The sequence below is a fragment of the Vibrio sp. MED222 genome, assembly GCF_000153005.1.
Taxonomy (GTDB): Bacteria; Pseudomonadota; Gammaproteobacteria; order Enterobacterales; family Vibrionaceae; genus Vibrio; species Vibrio tasmaniensis_A.
Genome location: NZ_CH902607.1, coordinates 109,223 through 125,670, shown reverse-complemented (window position 1 = coordinate 125,670; position 16,448 = coordinate 109,223). Strand labels below are relative to the sequence as shown.

At 43.4% G+C, this 16,448-nt stretch carries 12 protein-coding genes and 1 tRNA gene; 1 reads left to right on the top strand and 12 read right to left on the bottom strand.

What is annotated here, in order from left to right; genetic code table 11:
* The 5 genes from MED222_RS14175 to MED222_RS14195 all read right to left on the bottom strand — a co-directional run.
* The coding region (locus MED222_RS14175) for a D-amino acid dehydrogenase (RefSeq protein WP_009846410.1) at positions 1 to 957 on the bottom strand (957 nt) is incomplete at its 3' end.
* Between the two features lie 225 nt (positions 958 to 1,182).
* Positions 1,183 to 2,109: a LysR family transcriptional regulator gene (locus MED222_RS14180; protein ID WP_009846409.1), complete on the bottom strand. Its 927-nt coding sequence runs from the start codon at positions 2,107 to 2,109 to the stop codon at positions 1,183 to 1,185.
* Between the two features lie 566 nt (positions 2,110 to 2,675).
* Positions 2,676 to 2,766, bottom strand: a tRNA-Ser gene (locus MED222_RS14185).
* 180 nt (positions 2,767 to 2,946) lie between these two features.
* Positions 2,947 to 3,396: an L-alanine exporter AlaE gene (locus MED222_RS14190; RefSeq protein WP_009846408.1), complete on the bottom strand. Its 450-nt coding sequence runs from the start codon at positions 3,394 to 3,396 to the stop codon at positions 2,947 to 2,949.
* Positions 3,397 to 3,644: 248 nt separating this feature from the next.
* On the bottom strand, positions 3,645 to 6,134 hold the full coding sequence (locus MED222_RS14195; protein WP_442852141.1) for an ATP-binding protein: 2,490 nt from the start codon (positions 6,132 to 6,134) through the stop codon (positions 3,645 to 3,647).
* Positions 6,135 to 6,270: 136 nt separating this feature from the next.
* Between MED222_RS14195 and MED222_RS14200 the strand changes: the two genes are divergently transcribed.
* Complete coding sequence (locus MED222_RS14200; protein WP_009846406.1) at positions 6,271 to 6,840, top strand: UPF0149 family protein; 570 nt, start codon at positions 6,271 to 6,273, stop codon at positions 6,838 to 6,840.
* Between the two features lie 118 nt (positions 6,841 to 6,958).
* Here MED222_RS14200 and MED222_RS14205 read toward each other — a convergent pair whose 3' ends face one another.
* From MED222_RS14205 to fepB, 7 genes are all read right to left on the bottom strand, one after another.
* A complete protein-coding gene (locus tag MED222_RS14205) occupies positions 6,959 to 7,990 on the bottom strand; it encodes a potassium channel protein (protein WP_009846405.1) in 1,032 nt (343 codons plus the stop codon).
* Positions 7,991 to 8,153: 163 nt separating this feature from the next.
* A complete protein-coding gene (locus MED222_RS14210; protein ID WP_009846404.1) occupies positions 8,154 to 8,855 on the bottom strand; it encodes a 4'-phosphopantetheinyl transferase family protein in 702 nt (233 codons plus the stop codon).
* A 5-nt stretch (positions 8,856 to 8,860) separates the two neighbouring features.
* Positions 8,861 to 9,673 (bottom strand): ABC transporter ATP-binding protein, encoded by an 813-nt coding sequence (locus tag MED222_RS14215; RefSeq protein WP_009846403.1) that lies wholly within the window; start codon positions 9,671 to 9,673, stop codon positions 8,861 to 8,863.
* Positions 9,674 to 9,871: 198 nt separating this feature from the next.
* Entirely contained in the window at positions 9,872 to 13,087 is a 3,216-nt protein-coding gene (locus MED222_RS14220) for a condensation domain-containing protein (protein ID WP_009846402.1), read from the bottom strand.
* A gap of 187 nt (positions 13,088 to 13,274) precedes the next feature.
* Positions 13,275 to 14,336, bottom strand: a complete 1,062-nt coding sequence (locus MED222_RS14225) for a FecCD family ABC transporter permease (RefSeq protein WP_009846401.1) — start codon at positions 14,334 to 14,336, stop codon at positions 13,275 to 13,277.
* Positions 14,333 to 15,373, bottom strand: coding sequence for a FecCD family ABC transporter permease (locus MED222_RS14230; RefSeq protein WP_009846400.1), 1,041 nt, complete (start codon positions 15,371 to 15,373; stop codon positions 14,333 to 14,335). Before MED222_RS14230 ends, MED222_RS14225 begins: the two co-directional genes overlap by 4 nt.
* 38 nt (positions 15,374 to 15,411) lie before the next feature.
* Positions 15,412 to 16,377: a Fe2+-enterobactin ABC transporter substrate-binding protein gene (gene fepB / locus MED222_RS14235; RefSeq protein WP_009846399.1), complete on the bottom strand. Its 966-nt coding sequence runs from the start codon at positions 16,375 to 16,377 to the stop codon at positions 15,412 to 15,414.
* Positions 16,378 to 16,448 lie beyond the last annotated feature (71 nt).

Genomic DNA, 16,448 nt, shown 5'->3' with positions numbered 1-16,448 from the left:
ACCAGCGAGTTCTGCCGTACCCGCGATACGAATACGATCATCAAATCGCGTCATCGCGACCTTGTAGGTTTCATCCATAACAGTCGAAGTCGGTGACTTATCTACATTCACGATAGGCAATGTTAGTGAATATCCTTTCACTGGGTAAACCGGTATAGACAAGTCGACTTGCTTTAATAGTTCTCGAGAATAGCTTCCTGACGCGACCACGTAAGCATCCGCTTTAAACTCGCCTTGAGTCGTTGTAATAGTCTCAATGGCTTGATTCTGATGATTCAAACTTACCACTTCAGTATCAAACACGAACCTAACACCGAGTTGCTTGGCTTTCTCAGTCAAGGTTAAACAGAACTGATGGCAATCACCGGTTTCATCATGAGGTAAGTATAAGCCGCCCACCAGCTTGTCTTTGACGTCCGCTAAACCCGACTCCACTGACAGACACTGGTCAACATCAAACAGCGAGTGTTCGATCCCACTCTCTGTTAATAGCTTCATATCCTGCTGAATAGCATCGAGTTGCTTCTCGCTTCTGAATACTTGCAAGGTGCCTTTCTGCCTGCCCTCATAAGCTAAATCTTCACTGGTTCTTAGATGAGTAAGACACTCTCGACTGAAGTTTGCCACTCTTAACATGCGTGACTTATTCATGGCGTACTTGGCTTCATTACAGTTGGCCAACATCTTAGTCGCCCAAGCAACTAATTCAGGAGAAAGTGACGGCTTCACTTTTAGAGGCGCATGCTCTTGGGTAAGCCATTTCATTGCTTTCAACGGAATCCCCGGTGCCGCCCATGGTGAAGAATATCCGTAAGAAATTTGCCCTGCATTCGCAAAGCTGGTTTCCTTGCCACTGCTATCTTGACGATCAATAACCGTCACTGTATGACCTTCTTTCGCCAGGTACCAAGCACTGGTTAACCCAATAACACCGCTACCAATTACAATAACTTCCATTCTCTTCCCCTAATGCCCGACAAAGCCAAAATCTGTCGAACACAGCTGTCAGTCTAAAACTCGTTTCGTTAATAATTTGTAACTTATTCCGCGTATGTTGACTTATCAATAGAGTGTGCGTTGACAAAAACTCAATTCAACTTAAAAACGAATTCGGCAGTTTGGAACTGTGATATTGGCGGTATTTGGACGCTTAGAAGGAGTCGCTAAGTAAATCTACTATTCTTAGATATTGTAAGCGTCATGACTCAAGAAAGTGGCGTTTTCAAGTAAGAAATCTAACAAGGTTTCGGCCTGTAGCGTGAGTGCGCGGCCTTTTAAAGATTGAACCTTAACCGTCGCCTTCGATAGCATCTCCAACTCGGTCGCAACCACTTCAATCTGTCCTGACTTTATTTCATCGATCACAGTGAGCTTAGGCATAAAGGTGACGCCCAATCCTGCTGATACAAAGTTAGTCAGTGCGGTCACCGAATTGGTTTGAAGCTTTGGCTGCAAGGTAAGGTGGGAAATTTGTTCAGCCTGCTTTACCAGCCTCCCCATACCGGTCGAGTTATCGATCAAGGCAAGAGAAGCGTCTTGAATATCTTGCATTACCACTGGCGCTTCTTTCATCGTAAGGAAGTGCCCCTTCGGAGCAATCAATTCGAGCGGATGACTACGTTCAACGTGGGAGTGCAGCTTAGGATGTGGAGCAGAAGCATAGGTTATTGCGAAGTCTATCTGTTGATCTTCCAACATCTTGACCGCGTCCAATGCCCCAGCAATTTCAATAGAAAGGTTGATATCAGGATAACGGGTCATAAAGGTTTGCATCGGCTTTGACACCAAGTTGGTAATAAACCCTTCACCGATGGCAATACTGACACTGCCTCCTTTGAGGTTTTTAAGCTTGGCTAGTCGAGTAAGCACTGCAGCCTCTCCACGAACAATGGAACGATAGTAATGCAACAGTTCATTACCCGCCTCAGTCAACAGTGATTGGCGGTTGTTGCGCTCCCATACTTTCATTTCCGCTTGCGCTTCGAGCTGGGTCAGCATTCTGCTCATTGCAGCAGGGTCAACATTCATCATCTTGGATGCCTTACGCAATGAGCCATACTTAGACAACGCGTTTAAATACTCAAGAGCGCGGATATTAAAGTGATGCATTCAACTTCCTTGTGATTCGACTGACACTAGATCAAGCGTCTCACAAATTGGCTGCGAACATGTATCCCATTTTATCAAGAACGTATTTACACTTACTAACTTGTGCACCGAGTCACTTCAAGGCAGCTAAAGGCTCATGCTCGTTTATTCGATCTACTCTTGATAGACAGATGGAAAGAGCTTAAAGAACCTGTTTTAAACCGCTTAACGAAACATTTTCGATGACATGGCACCTGTGTTGTTCGGCTTTCACTTGAGTAATACCAATCACAGTAAATAAGTGATCAAACATAGCGTAGGAAAAAAGCTTGAGAACAAGGCAGAATTTTTCGATAAGTAGTTATTCTACAACCAAAAATTCTAACGAAGTTATCGAGGTTTTTAACAAGCTAGGGTGACCAGTTATTTACTACGATTGGTATAATACCAATCACAGTAAGCAAGTGGTCATAAATAGCGTTGGAAGGCGTGATAACTAGGCAAAGGACATTGGGCTAGAGATAGAGATAAAATATAGGTGCTCTAAAACGAGAAAACCCTAGCATTTCTGCTAGGGTTTTGAATAGTGGTGGAAGGATGGGGATTTGAACCCCAGATACGCTATAAACGTATACTCGCTTTCCAGGCGAGCGCCTTAAGCCACTCAGCCATCCTTCCACAAATTGTGTGTTGAGCTTGTCACTCAACGAGGCGCTACTTTATTGATTCTGCTTGCTTTGGTCAAGAGGCATTATCAAAAAAAGTGCCTTTTTCAGTTTGTTCGATTACAAATTAACTCATTAGATCAAAAACAAACCAAATTTCATTCTATCGTTGTACTTACGCTTGTTGCTTTTCTTAAGCTTGTTGATAGTAGCCCGGAACTCTAAACCATTTACGGCACATATCTAAGAAATAACCGTACAGCACGCCCATACCACATGAGATAACAGCGTTACTGGTGACAGCCGTAACAATCTGGTCGCTCGAAGCACCTACTGCCAATAAAATACCGGCATACACAGGTGACTGGAATAACACGTACGCCACCAAGTCAGACAAATTTTTCATCAATGAGCTTTGTGAAAGCTTTGCGCCGTTACGCAAGAACCAATCACGAAAGACTCCATAAGGCCAAGCGATAGCTATGTTTACCGGAATAGATAACGTTCGAGAAGCAAGAGACTGCTCAAACGTCATACCAGAAATAAACACTTCAACAATCATTCCAGAAATAAAACAGAAAACGACCATAGCGAATGTATCCGCAGCTGCGTTTCGAATACAGAATGGACCACGAGACTTCATTGACGATAAACCTAAAATATATCACTACTTAATTAGTGATTTAACAACACATAAACAAGGCTAGATTACACCTAGCCAGATAATGTCACTATTAAATCACAATATAAGCAGTCATACATTCCAAATTAAAAATAAAGTTGTAAATTAACAACCAAAAACCACTTTAAAAGCAGTCACTTCCACCAACAAAACCCACAAAGGTCAAATAACGAGCGATTTGTTATTATATTTCCGTAATTAAACAACAACTATGCCATAGGAAGATTTACCGTAATGCTATTGATGATTTCTTGTTCAGGAGTGAAACCGAGAGAAACCTGCTCTAAAGCTTTATCGACGTGATCTGTGAGCTTTGCATTATTCATAGGTTCAGCATGAACACGCAAGCTCTCTAATGCAGACTTAATCAGCGCTAAGTTATTATCTTCGAGCGCAACGTACAGCGTGACGAGTAGCTCTTCTGTGTTATCTTTGTTTCGTAGATCAGGTTTAGGTAGTGACTCGCTGTTACTTTGCGAATCGTTTTTTTCTACATCTAGGCTATCAAGATCATTAGCTCTAACTTCATGGTATTGGTAAAGCTTGTTTGAATAGCGGAATAACGCATCATCCAACTCACGCTCATCAATCGGTTTGGCAATAATATAATCCACACCCGCACCAAGCATACGTTCGCGAGTCTCTTTAAAGACATCAGCCGTACAACCAAACACCAGTACCGATGATATCTCACCTATCAAAGCTCGAATTGCAGTGGTTGATTCAACGCCGTCCATCACTGGCATATGGTTATCCATTAATACCAAATCAAAGCGCTCAGCCACCACGGCTTGTATCGCAAGTTCACCATTTTCGACGCTCTTACAAGTAAAGCCTTTACTGCTCATGAAAGTTTCAATAATGACTGTATTGGTTCGGTTATCTTCGACAATCAGTACCTTCAAGCCAGAGTAATCTAACTTTTTATGTGGCAAGCTCTCTATTTCGCCAGGCTGGCAAGGCTTAATCTTCAAGCGAACATCGAAGCTGGTGCCTATCCCTTCTTCACTGGTGACACTAATACTGCCTTCCATCAATTGGGCAATTTTCTTCACAATCGCTAACCCGAGACCAGTACCGCCAAAGCGTCTCGTAGTCGAAGACTCAGCTTGTTCAAACGGTTTAAAAATACGTTTTTGTGCTTCTTTAGATATACCAATACCGGTGTCGCGAACTCGAATACTAAGGTAGGTGTCACTCCCCTCTACGACTTCTTTAAGATACACCTCGACAAAGCCTCGAGAGGTAAACTTGACTGCGTTGTTTAAGAGGTTAAATAAAATTTGGCGAAGGCGTGCTTTGTCTGAGAAGTACCAACGGCCAGAAGGCACTTCGGAGTACACTTTGAATTGAAGCCCTTTCTCGGAAGACAATGTGTAATAGACACTGTTGATACTTCCTATGATTGAATCAAGCGGGAATCGTGTTTCATCCAGATCTAACCGACCCTGCTCTATCTTTGAAAAATCCAAAATTTCATTGAGTAACGTCATCATATGATCACCCGAATCATACAGGCTCTTAAGATGCTTCTCTTGCTCTGTGCTCAAAGGGGTTTTCAGTAAGATCTGAGCCGTTCCTAATACACCATTCATCGGGGTACGAATTTCGTGTGACAAGGTCGCAAGAAAGGCCGTTTTGGCATTGGTTGATGCTTGAGCTTTAACCTTCTCAGCTTCGAGATAGATGGTTTTTTCGTTGAAGGTTTTGATCAAATGTCCGATTTCATCATCACTAGAGTAGTCAACATCGATGATCTCGCCCGCTTTAGAACTATCAACTTGGGCGGCAATCGTTGTGATTGGGCTTATCAAATAGCGGTTCAGTAAGTAATAACCGGCCATGACACACAACAACAACAGCGGCACAATACCGCCTTCAACGCTCATTACCTGACGAAACACTTCGTCTGCTACTCGTGATTTTGAGTTGACGACATCCACTTGCCATCCAAACTCTCCAAATTGGTTACTACTAATATAAATCCCATCAACGAGATTGAAGTTATGAGAAACCAACACTTGGTTGAGTTTGTCTCTTAGAGTAATACCAAGGTTGTATTCTTCCGCATGGTTCTTGATAAAGCCGAGCAACTCTTCGAGTGAGAGATCCACCGTCGCGACACCTGCAAAAGTTCCATCGTAATAGTAAGGTGAAGATGCTGTGATCATTTGAACATGTGTATATGGGTCAATATACACATTGCTCCATGCAATGGTACCCTGCGCTTTGTTTACTACAGATGTATACCAATATTCGTTCTGATAAGGCGCATTTTTGGGGTTGTTATAAGAAAAGAGCTGGTCAATATCACCATCGTCGGCTTTGTTGAAAAAATAACTGTTAAGGATTTTATCAGAATCCAATGCATGCGGTTCTGGCCAAATACCTGCGCTGACGATCGTGTCATCGCTCGCCGCCAACATTGACTTAATAAATAACGGTATAACATCAGTATCACTGCGCTGCGCCTGAGCGAAACCAACCAAACTATCAACAAAACCTTGAGAGCTGCCGAGGGGTGCTGTAATCAATTCCGATAACAGTTGTGTACGTAAGTCGAGGTTTTGTTGCAACTTAGCGCGTACAGGAGATTCTACGACGTAATACGTCACACTACCGACAATGGCAATGAACATTGCGAGGTATACACCAAGCGCTACCATACTTTTTTTCTTGAGAGACGAGCGTATTTGCATAATTATCTTGTTATTTTCTTTCTGTTTAACCTAGTGTTTATCACTAATGACATCAAGCGTTTTTAGATGAAGCTTGATTGGCGCAAGTTCATTGGTACTATAAGCACAAATATGTTCCCTTTTACGGTACCTCACTTTGACTTTACAAGATATTCTTGCGCTTCCAGAGTTGGAAGGAAAGCTAATCACAGAACACAAAACCATGGGCTTTGTCACTGCAATGGCAGCCGCTCCAAATGTGTTAACCCCTCATGAATGGCTGCCATTCCTTTGGGGTGGCGAAGAAGTCGCGCCTTTTACCGACGGTGAACAGCTGGAAAGCTACATTGAAGTTATCATCGCGCTTTGGAACAAAACCCGCCCAGAACTGATCGAAGGTACTTGGGTATGGCCTGAAGCTTGTCAATTAGATGATGCAGAAGTTGTAAATACAGCAGCTCGCGATTTTTGTGAAGGCTTACTTCAAGGTTGGCAGATAGCCCGTGATGATTGGGAAACACTGATGCCCGAAGACAGCGAAGACAACGCATTGGTCGGCGGCGTGTTGCTTTCACTAAGCATGCTTTACGATCCAGAAACTTCCATTGCTACGCTTGCAGAACAAGGCATCGAAGGCCTTGAGCAATTTGAAGAGATCTTTAATGCTGTGCCAGTGATGCTTTGCGGGTTAACGCAACGCGGTATCGCATTAGCCGAAGCTCAATAATTTTCCATTCTCTCTAAAGCGAGAGATATAAAAGAAATAAGCTGCGCTATATTCGAACGATAGTAAGAAGGCCTCACAATGAGGCCTTCTTTCGCTTCAGGAGAGACTAAATAGCCGTCTAAAAGCCTTTCCAATCGAAATGATCAATTCGCTCATCGGCAATGTAAAACAACTTAGTACCGCTGCTGACAACTTGGTCTAACTCCGGATTAAGCTCTATACCACTCCCCGTATCAATCGCGATCAGCGTTGCTTTATACTTCTCTTTGAATACAGAGAAAATAGGCGCAACGGTTACAGGTTCGGCATCTTTAGGGTAATACGTCGAATACTGTGTCATACCTCTAGTTGAGCTTAAAAGCTCTTGATGAAGCGCACTTGAACCGGGATCAACCGCAGCTTTAGCCAGCATTTCGGCACCCACTGCCGGAATACATTCAGAGTTTGGGCAATGTTGATGCAGTAAATCGCTCAACGCCTCATCTTTAAAGTAAACCAGAAGATGAGCCTTAGGGTTTCGGTTCGCACAATAAAGCGCTGCAGACAGCGTGATGTCGTCTTCGGGGTTATCAATAAGAATACAGCTGGCTGACTCAATGCCCGTTTTCTCCATCTCTTTACCATCGGTGTAGCTGTTTACCTTAACGAAATTGATCTCACCGGGTAACGGATTTTCGATATCTGAACGCGTACATAATACGATTGGTCGCTTGCCCGTTTCTTCATGTTGCAGCATACGGATGAGATGAATGGTTCTTTGTTCATTCCACCCCAACATCAAAATGTGGTTTTCCACTCTAACTCTCCTTTTACCTAACAAGCCCGCTCGCCAATATTCAACACCTTCTGTTGCCACCTTACCCAGTAAAGCAGCGAAAAGGCTGAGCCCTCCAGGGATAACAAACAAAATAACAATCCATCGCCCCGCTTCCGTCGTCGGTGACAAATCGCCATAACCAACCGTAGAAGCCGTCACGACTAAATAGTATGCAAATGTAGTAAACGAGTTGGTTAAGTCCGTTTCACCCGCTAAATACAATGTCGACCACGATAAAAACACGTAGCCGAGGAAAGTAAACAGTAGGTTTTTACCATTCAAAACAAAGATATTCGCTTTGACCCAACGTTTGAGTTGTAACCAGATTATCATTAGAGCCTCTAATCCATTTCTCTTAGTTACATGCTAGAAAAAATAAATGATATCAACAAGATGTATCTTAAGAAAAAGGCACATGAGCCCAAAATAATGCCAATAGTCCACATTTAGGTACAAAAAGACTTAGAAATATATACAAACAATTTCTTGGATCAAATCAAGCTTGGCGAGGTTCGCGTACCAATGTATAAACTTTACCTTGCTTAAAAAAGAAATACACACACAGATTTAGTGCTTCGCCAAACGCCTTTTCTCCGCGCTCACACAGTTGAAAATGTGCCTCGCCTTTATCCATATCGATACTCATTAGCTTTGAGTCGCTGAACTCTAAATAAGTCTTAACATAGGGATAGATGGCTTTAAAAATACTTTCCTTAGCAGAGAACACTAAGGTGACAAACCATTGAATGGGAAGGTGAGTCCCGGCTAAGTGCTTTATTTCTTGAGGGCTAACAAACATAGGCATGAGTGACATAACCTGGTTTTCGTTGATGAGCTCTTCAACATCCAAACCAACAAAGCTCACGTCACTTAATGAACTGACCGTCGCTACCGCTAGATCATCGGTATGAGAAATGCTTCCAATCCAACCCTCGGGCCAAACCGGTGATCGGTGTTCACCGATGGGCAGTTCGAGGCAATCACACCCTTCAATGCGTAATGCGTGCAATGCCGCCCTGCGACCGGCAATAAACTCCGCTTTTCGTTTAGTTACTGAACGCTTCATTTCATTTGGTAACGCGACGTCAAGTTCTTGAAAAAGGCAATCTGTATACCTTTGTCGTTCAAAGTGGTACTGCCAAACCTTAATATTTTGCGAGCCAAAGGTGAGCAATTGCAAACCTGACAAAAAAGTCATACGAGTTACTTCCCCAGAGGCACAATCAATGGAGTATGACTTACAGGATCATCAATAATAACGCTATCTAAGCCAAATACTTGCTTAACGAGTTTGGCGTCAATTAAAGACTTAGGTTCGCCTTGCGCGACAATTTCTCCACCAGCAAATGCAATCAGGTGATCTGCATAACGACAGGCTTGATTCAAATCATGCAGCACGGCAACGATAGTATGTTTTTTTTCTCTATTGAGGCTACGGAACAACTCCAACAAATCAATCTGGTGTGCGACGTCCAAATAAGTTGTTGGCTCATCAAGTAATACTATCGGTGTCTTTTGCGCTAATACCATGGCGATCCAAACTCGTTGTTTCTGACCTCCAGAGAGTTCATCGACCTGCCTCTCGGCCAAATCGGTGACACCAGTATCTTCCATCGCTTGAAAGACCGCCTCTTGATCATCTAAGCTCCACTGCTTAAACAGTTTTTGATGCGGGTAGCGACCTCTTGCCACCAAATCAACGACTCGAATCCCTTCAGGAGCTTGTGAGCTTTGCGGCAGTAACCCTAACTCTCTCGCCAACTCTTTAGCTGGCACCTTTTGAATATTCTGACCATCAAGACAAATTTTACCTTGAGAAGGTTTCAACAAGCGGCACAAGCTTCTCAATAAGGTAGACTTTCCGCACCCGTTGGGTCCGACAATGACCGTAAATTTACCTTCAGGAATATTAAGTTCGAGATTTTCACAAATAACGCGATTATCGTATGCAAGTTTAAGGTTATTTCCATTTAGTCGAGAGGTAATGTTGGATTTAACCGGTGTCGATAGGCTCATAAACTTCTGATTCATTTAAGTTAAACAATATCCCCTAAGTAACCTTTAGCTATTTGCTTATTTAGCCAATTAGCTGTTTGATTGCTTAACTCAATAGCTCTAGCCATTCAGTTACTTGGGAAAGCGCAGCATCAAGAATAGACTTGATGCTGCTCAAGGTTACGCATGGTTTCTTGGACGAGTAATCTACCTACGGTTTTAGAACATTGCGGGTTCAACCACGCGGTCTTTAATTGCTTCGAGCAACTGATCCCCCTTTGAGCTCAAAGCAAATTCTGCAAACAGAGCTCTTAGTGTGTCACACAGAAGATCAACCTGAGCTTGACTGTAGTTTTCAGTAAGGTAGCTCATCATTACACGTAGCACCTGCTCATCATTGACGGTTTCTTCTAACACTTCGAACTGAAGTCCTAAACCAGATTCGCTTCGATCTGAATCAACCTGCTGGAAGTTGATTTTGTCACCATTAGACAATTCAAAAGCACCACTAAATTTACTTTTGGCGTGAAGTTGAATAAAGACTTCGAACATGTGCCCATCCACATCGGGATCCCCCCCAACCAAACCTTCTTCAATAAGGTCGATAGGAATATCGCCATATGGCATAGAATCATTAATCGTATGTTTCACTTGGGCTACCAGTTCAGCCACCGTACGGACGCGTTCAAAATTCACTAAATGCGCCACTACGGTGGTGAAGTAACCTATCGTGTCATAATACTCAACGTCTTGTCGGCCCGAAGCCGAGGTTCCTACTATGAGCTTATTGGGTGCACCAACAACATTGAGTGCCGCTGCAATAGATGCATAAACAACATTGAATAGCGATGCGCTTTGCTGCTTGGCAAGTGCATATAACCCATCCCTTACGTTATCTTCAATTTCAACGATAACCCAACCACCTTTAGCCCCTTGAGGATCAGCCTTCTCTGATAAAGGGTGACTCTTAGGGAATATAGGGGTAGACCACGGCACATCTTTTAGATTATCCAACCAATAATCGAGGTGCTTCTGATGTGTTCCAGAACCTCTCTGCATACGAGCATACTCGTGCATTGGAAGAGCTTCATGTCTCCATTCCGGTGATTGACCTTGAACGCGCAGTTTATAAGCTAAATTAAGCTCATCCATCATCAAATTCACTGACCATTCATCTTGAACAATATGGTGGAACAAGAAGGACAAGAACTGCTGCCCCGTATCCTTGCAACGGATGAATCTTACTCGAAGAGGGAACTCCTTCTCTAAATCAAAGGGATGGATTGCCTCTTGTTTAAGAAACTCATCCCTATCTTCGATTTCACATTCATCTGAAGTCCAAAACCATTTGTAATTGCCGATGTCACTGACATCAACCACTTGTTGGCATGGATTACCATCATGTTCATAAAAATGGCTTCTTAGAGTGGCATGACGAACTAGAATATCGCGGCAAGCTTCCCCAAAAGCCACTTCATCCAATTCATCGAAAAAGCGTAAAACAAACGGCAAGTTAAAAATCGTATTGAGTCCAAATTTGGCGTATTTGGGAATCGCCTTCCACAGAGAATTCTGAGCGAGCGACAATGGAGCAAGCGAAGAACCAACATCGGTAAGAGATGCCGAAGACTCAAGAAACTCGGTACTTTTCGGCACAGCTTGTTCGGCAAGCGATTGAGCCGTCGGGTTGCCAAAAAGATCATTAATGCTGATTTCAATACCATGGTGAGTCAGTAATCGACCAATAACTCGAGTTGCAATCAATGAGTGCCCTCCGAAGTCAAAGAAATCGTCCGTTGCGGTCATCGTATCCGAAACTAAAGCCTCTTTAAACTCAGCCAAAATGAGTTCGGCAGTAGAATTTATCTCAGAAACGGGACTTGATGCTTCAACTGATGCCGGCATAACCGTGGGGTTTATTGGCTTAGCGTGCTTAGCCAGTTCAGTCGCAGTTCGGTAGGTGAATAAGTCTTCAATGCTCACTTCAATCCCATGGTCCTTCAACAAGCGACCAATGACTCGAGTACCAATAAGCGAATGACCACCAAAATCAAAGAAGTCATCGTCTTTGTTCATGCTTTCTATAGAAAGTGCATCTCTAAATTCAGCGAGTATTGTCTTTTCAAAAATTGAAACTGGCTCGGCACTTTCATTCACCAACGGTGCTGCTTTTACATCCTGCTTTGCCAATGCAGGTTTAGTGACTTTTTGACCATCAATGTAGGCAATAAATTGCTCAAATAGAAACGCTCCTAAGTGAGGAGAAACCGTTACCCCCGTAACTAACTCAAATGACAGGGCACCTTGTCGGTTAATGCCAACCGCAAGAGAGATTTCAAACTTCGGATGAAGCGGTGCAGTCGGTAATTTCACAGCCTCCACATCATCAAGTGACAAATAGTCAGCCGGATCTACAAGCCAAGTCACTAAAGCTGCTGATTGAGAAAACTCTGTTGACTCGATGGTCTGAGACTGAGCAGCGGTTAGCCTCATAGTAAGGTCGCCAACAGCTTGGCCTAAGTCTGAAATTGGCTGCCCTAAACAGAGATAAGTCAAACCAGTCTCAATCATCGCGCCATTAATTTCTCGATTTTTCTGACTGATATCAACCGGCATGAACACATCAAGACTATCGAGATCATTAGACTCGGTGATGTAACGAGCGAACAGCACCGCAGTAGCTGAGAGGATTTCTACTTCGTTCATCGTCCTACCAAGGCGATTCTCGAAGGTCTCTCTTTGAATAGAAGTCGTAAACTTACGTGGTACTGATACTTGTAAATACGAACAAACATTTTCACTGACACCGGTTTGTACTAAGTCAATATCCTGTGTAGAACGCTTAATCCATGGCAAACAAGATGTCGAAAGAGCTTCAAGCTTTTGAATTGGCGTGAAACCTCCTATCTCTGTGGGCTGCTTTCTCTGCTCTATGGTGCAAAGGCCATGATTATATAAAGCACTCACAACTTCGAATATTTCTTTCCAGCACACTTCACCACTCAAAATTTGGTGAGAAACTACACCTAACACCACATCTTGCTCTGCGCAAATGTAAACCGTAAATTGGATTCCTGACTGAGATTCCAGCGCTATAGGGGTTGATTGATTAGCTTGCAGGTGGGAAATAGCATCTTGAACTGAATCAACAGCTTCAATATTAATCGTCTGAGAAAATTCATTACCGTGAAATTTAACTAAACCTGCATCCTCATCAAATTGATAACAAACATTAAGGGATGGGACGAATTGAGAAAGTTTACTCAACGAAGAAACCAAGCGACCAATGTTGACTTCCCCTGTTAGACGGTAAGCAGCTGAGTATTGAGCAGAATCATCATGCTGCTGATGGTGCATCCAAACTCGTTCTTCAAAATCTGTCACTGCGTTGCCAAATCCACTCTTTTCCTTCGAGTGATGCGAGTTAAATATCATGTTCCTTTCTCCTGTCTGAAAGAATTCAGAACTGTCCTTTTTGAAGCTAAAGCTGCCTTTAAAGTACAAGTATTCTGGGGGAGGCTCTAAGCTCTACGCTTATTAAAATCAGTGGCTTACTTTATTCCCAATAAATATTAATGTAAAGCATTCTCATTTGCATTGATTGATATATGTGTACCTATGCTTAAAACTGGCGAGATCGGGTCAATAGCCAAATTAAATATATGCCACCAACAATACCCGTCATCCTGCCTATCGGCACGCTTGCTTGAAAGGGCAACCATTGAATTAAAACGTCCGCAGTTAAGACCAACAAAGCGCCCATAAGAGCTGAGGAGAACAAGGATAATGCTCGCGACTTTCTCAATCGACCAACTAATTGAGGAGCAGCAAGGGCAATAAAGGCAATAGGCCCAGCAGCTCCTGTCGCGAATGCGGCTAAGACCACAGCAAAGAAAATCATAGAAAGACGGACTCGCTCTACTCGGATACCCAGCTGAGTTGCGATGTCATCCCCCATCTCTATCATGGCAAGCGCACGCTTTAGCATCATCATAAAAGGGAGGAGGAGAAATACCCCTATAAGTACAGGATAAACATGTGTCCATGTCCTAGCATGCAGTGATCCTGCAAGCCATAGATTAGCCAAAATGGCATTGTCCAAATTACCCTTAACTAACATCAGGCTGTTCAGCGCACTCAAAATGGACCCGATCCCAATACCAGTGAGTATTAAGCGATATCCTCCAACCACTCCTGCTTTTACCGCGAGTAAGTAAACGATAACGGCCGTGATTACTCCGCCGACTATCGCCGCGATTGCAACTTCTATTGCCCCTTGCTCAAACAAAACTATTTGAGCAATTGCACCGGTCGCAGCCCCCGTAGTGAAGCCAATGACATCTGGAGAACCAAGAGCATTTCTTGATACCGATTGAAATACCGCACCAGAAATGCCTAACGCAGCCCCAACAAAGACCGCAGTAAGAACCTTAGGTAGTCTTATGTTAAGAATTATTCGATCTTTTACGCCCCCCTCTCCAACCCCAAGAATGATATCGGCCACTTGAGGCAACGAGATATTAAACTTACCCAATGTCATGGAATAAGTTGCAATAGCGCAAACTGATATCAACAAAATCAAAGCGACAAGTATATGAGACGGTTGATAACAGAAAGAAAACTGACCGAAGCGTACAACACTTCCCGAGCCAGAATTTTGAAGAGTGTAAGGCTCAATCATCATAGGGGAGATATCTTCCAACGTTTCACTAAGAATACAAAGAATGGCCCGCCGATTAGAGCAATCATAATGCCTACACTGATCTCATTGGGATACCCGACGATCCGGCCTAGCACATCGGCGACAACCGCCAGAATGGATGCAATCAGTAAAGAGAAAGGCATCAACCATTTATGATCCGACCCCGCCGCCATCCTTGCAATATGAGGGGCAGTAAGACCAACAAAGCTGATAGGACCAGCCGCCGCAGTAGAGGTCCCCGCTAAAACCACAATAGCAATAGAAGCAAAACACCATATTTTGATCGGGTTAACACCTAAGGCGTGACCAATATCGTCCCCTAACGAGACAGTATCCAAGGCTTTACTTAATGAAAATGCGATTACTAATCCAATGGCTATTAACATGGCAGCCGGGATCAAGACATCGTAACCTCGCCCTTGAAATGACCCCACAGCCCAATGTCTATATTGTTCAAACACCATTTCATTGCTGTTTATTGTGATCATATGAGTCAGTGCAAGCAACACAACTGACAAAGCTGTTCCCGCCAATACAACTCTTACAGGGTTAACCCCTTTATTTACCCCAGCAAGGGCAAACACACCCGCTCCGGAAACAGTCGCCCCAAGTAAACCAAACCACATCACATAGGCCATATCATGGATGCCCAGAAAGGCTATCGCTGAGACTATGGCAACTGTCGCCCCCGCATTGACACCGAGTATCCCAGGGTCTGCTAATGGGTTACGAGTTAAGCCTTGCATGATAACGCCTGCAACACCAAGCGCACCGCCAACAACTAAAGCTAACAAGGTGCGCGGAATTCGAAGATGGACAACCAATAGATGATCACTGTTGGTTGGATCAAAAGAAAAAATCGCATCCAAAGTCACTACCGGCGATATGTAATGCGTGCCGATAAAAAGGCTAAAACACGAGGTAAAAAATAACAACACGAATCCCGCCATCAACCATCGTCGTCGTTGTCCATTTCTTATCTGTTCAAATGCTTCTGCAGGACCAGTAATACTTGTCATCACGGACATCCTTTACCAATTTTCATTGACATTAGCCATTAACCTGCATTTGTATCTCGTTCAAAAAGCTGAACAATGTCGTTAACGATTTCAGTGGCACTATACATATCGATACGAAATGAATTCTCACCTAGGCCAAAGACTTGTTTATTCTGGACGGATGGAAGGTTGATCAAGATTGGGTCATGCATGAATCGATTAGCGCTGTCGTCACTCGCTTCTAGCAAAAATGTCGTATCGGCTTTAAGTTGAGTCAGCAGTTCAAAGTGGACGCGCATAAAGTCTGATAAAGGCACGGTGTTGTCATGCCATTGACGATTTTGCACTTCCATTTTAAAGCCAAGATCAGTGAGCAAGTCCGCATGAACGCCGTCCTCTAAAGCGATAGCATTGGTAGCTCCAGGTCCAAAATACGCCACAATATTTGTTTCGCCTTCGGGTATCTGTAGTTTATTTTTACTCTGGTTAACGAACGACTCAAACTGACTAATTTTTTGTTGGGCTTGTTCTTCTAACCCTGTAGCCTGTCCAAGCCTCAAAGCCAAGTCTTGCCATGATTGTGCGGTGTAATCCAAAATAATGGTTGGTGCTATTTGCTTAAATTCAGCTATTTGATCTCTCGCCGAATCACCACCGCGCCATGCTACAACAATCAAATCAGGTTCATAGATATAGGCAGACTCTAAATCAACGCTGCCGGCAGGCCATGCCTTTTCCACGCTTCTCTGTTCAGCAATATCTGCCCATTGACTAAAAAACTTCCCTTCATAAGTGAGTGCTGTTGCGGCTAAAGGAGCATCAATCGCCAGTAGCGTCCCACTAATCGTCACCGAGGTAGAAAGGATTCGAGTCGGTTTAGATGGGATCACTGTCTGTGAGCCATCCGCATTAACGAAAGTCTTGGGATAAGTATTTTGAGATGTCATTTCGGTTTCTGCGAAAACAGAAGCCGAAGCTGAAATCAAAAAAACAACAATGATTTTAAAAATTATATTGATTCTCATTTACTATTTACACTTCATTTAGTCTGCGTTTAGTGAATTAAATGGTCTTGCTACTGGGAATTTTAGTCTGA

Coding starts and splice junctions, on each gene's coding strand:
- MED222_RS14180 (WP_009846409.1), bottom strand. CDS start 2,109: ATGCATCACTTTAATATCCGCGCTCTTGAGTATTTAAACGCGTTGTCT.
- MED222_RS14190 (WP_009846408.1), bottom strand. CDS start 3,396: ATGAAGTCTCGTGGTCCATTCTGTATTCGAAACGCAGCTGCGGATACA.
- MED222_RS14195 (WP_442852141.1), bottom strand. CDS start 6,134: ATGCAAATACGCTCGTCTCTCAAGAAAAAAAGTATGGTAGCGCTTGGT.
- MED222_RS14205 (WP_009846405.1), bottom strand. CDS start 7,990: ATGATAATCTGGTTACAACTCAAACGTTGGGTCAAAGCGAATATCTTT.
- MED222_RS14210 (WP_009846404.1), bottom strand. CDS start 8,855: ATGACTTTTTTGTCAGGTTTGCAATTGCTCACCTTTGGCTCGCAAAAT.
- MED222_RS14215 (WP_009846403.1), bottom strand. CDS start 9,673: ATGAGCCTATCGACACCGGTTAAATCCAACATTACCTCTCGACTAAAT.
- MED222_RS14220 (WP_009846402.1), bottom strand. CDS start 13,087: ATGATATTTAACTCGCATCACTCGAAGGAAAAGAGTGGATTTGGCAAC.
- MED222_RS14225 (WP_009846401.1), bottom strand. CDS start 14,336: ATGATGATTGAGCCTTACACTCTTCAAAATTCTGGCTCGGGAAGTGTT.
- MED222_RS14230 (WP_009846400.1), bottom strand. CDS start 15,373: ATGACAAGTATTACTGGTCCTGCAGAAGCATTTGAACAGATAAGAAAT.
- fepB (WP_009846399.1), bottom strand. CDS start 16,377: ATGAGAATCAATATAATTTTTAAAATCATTGTTGTTTTTTTGATTTCA.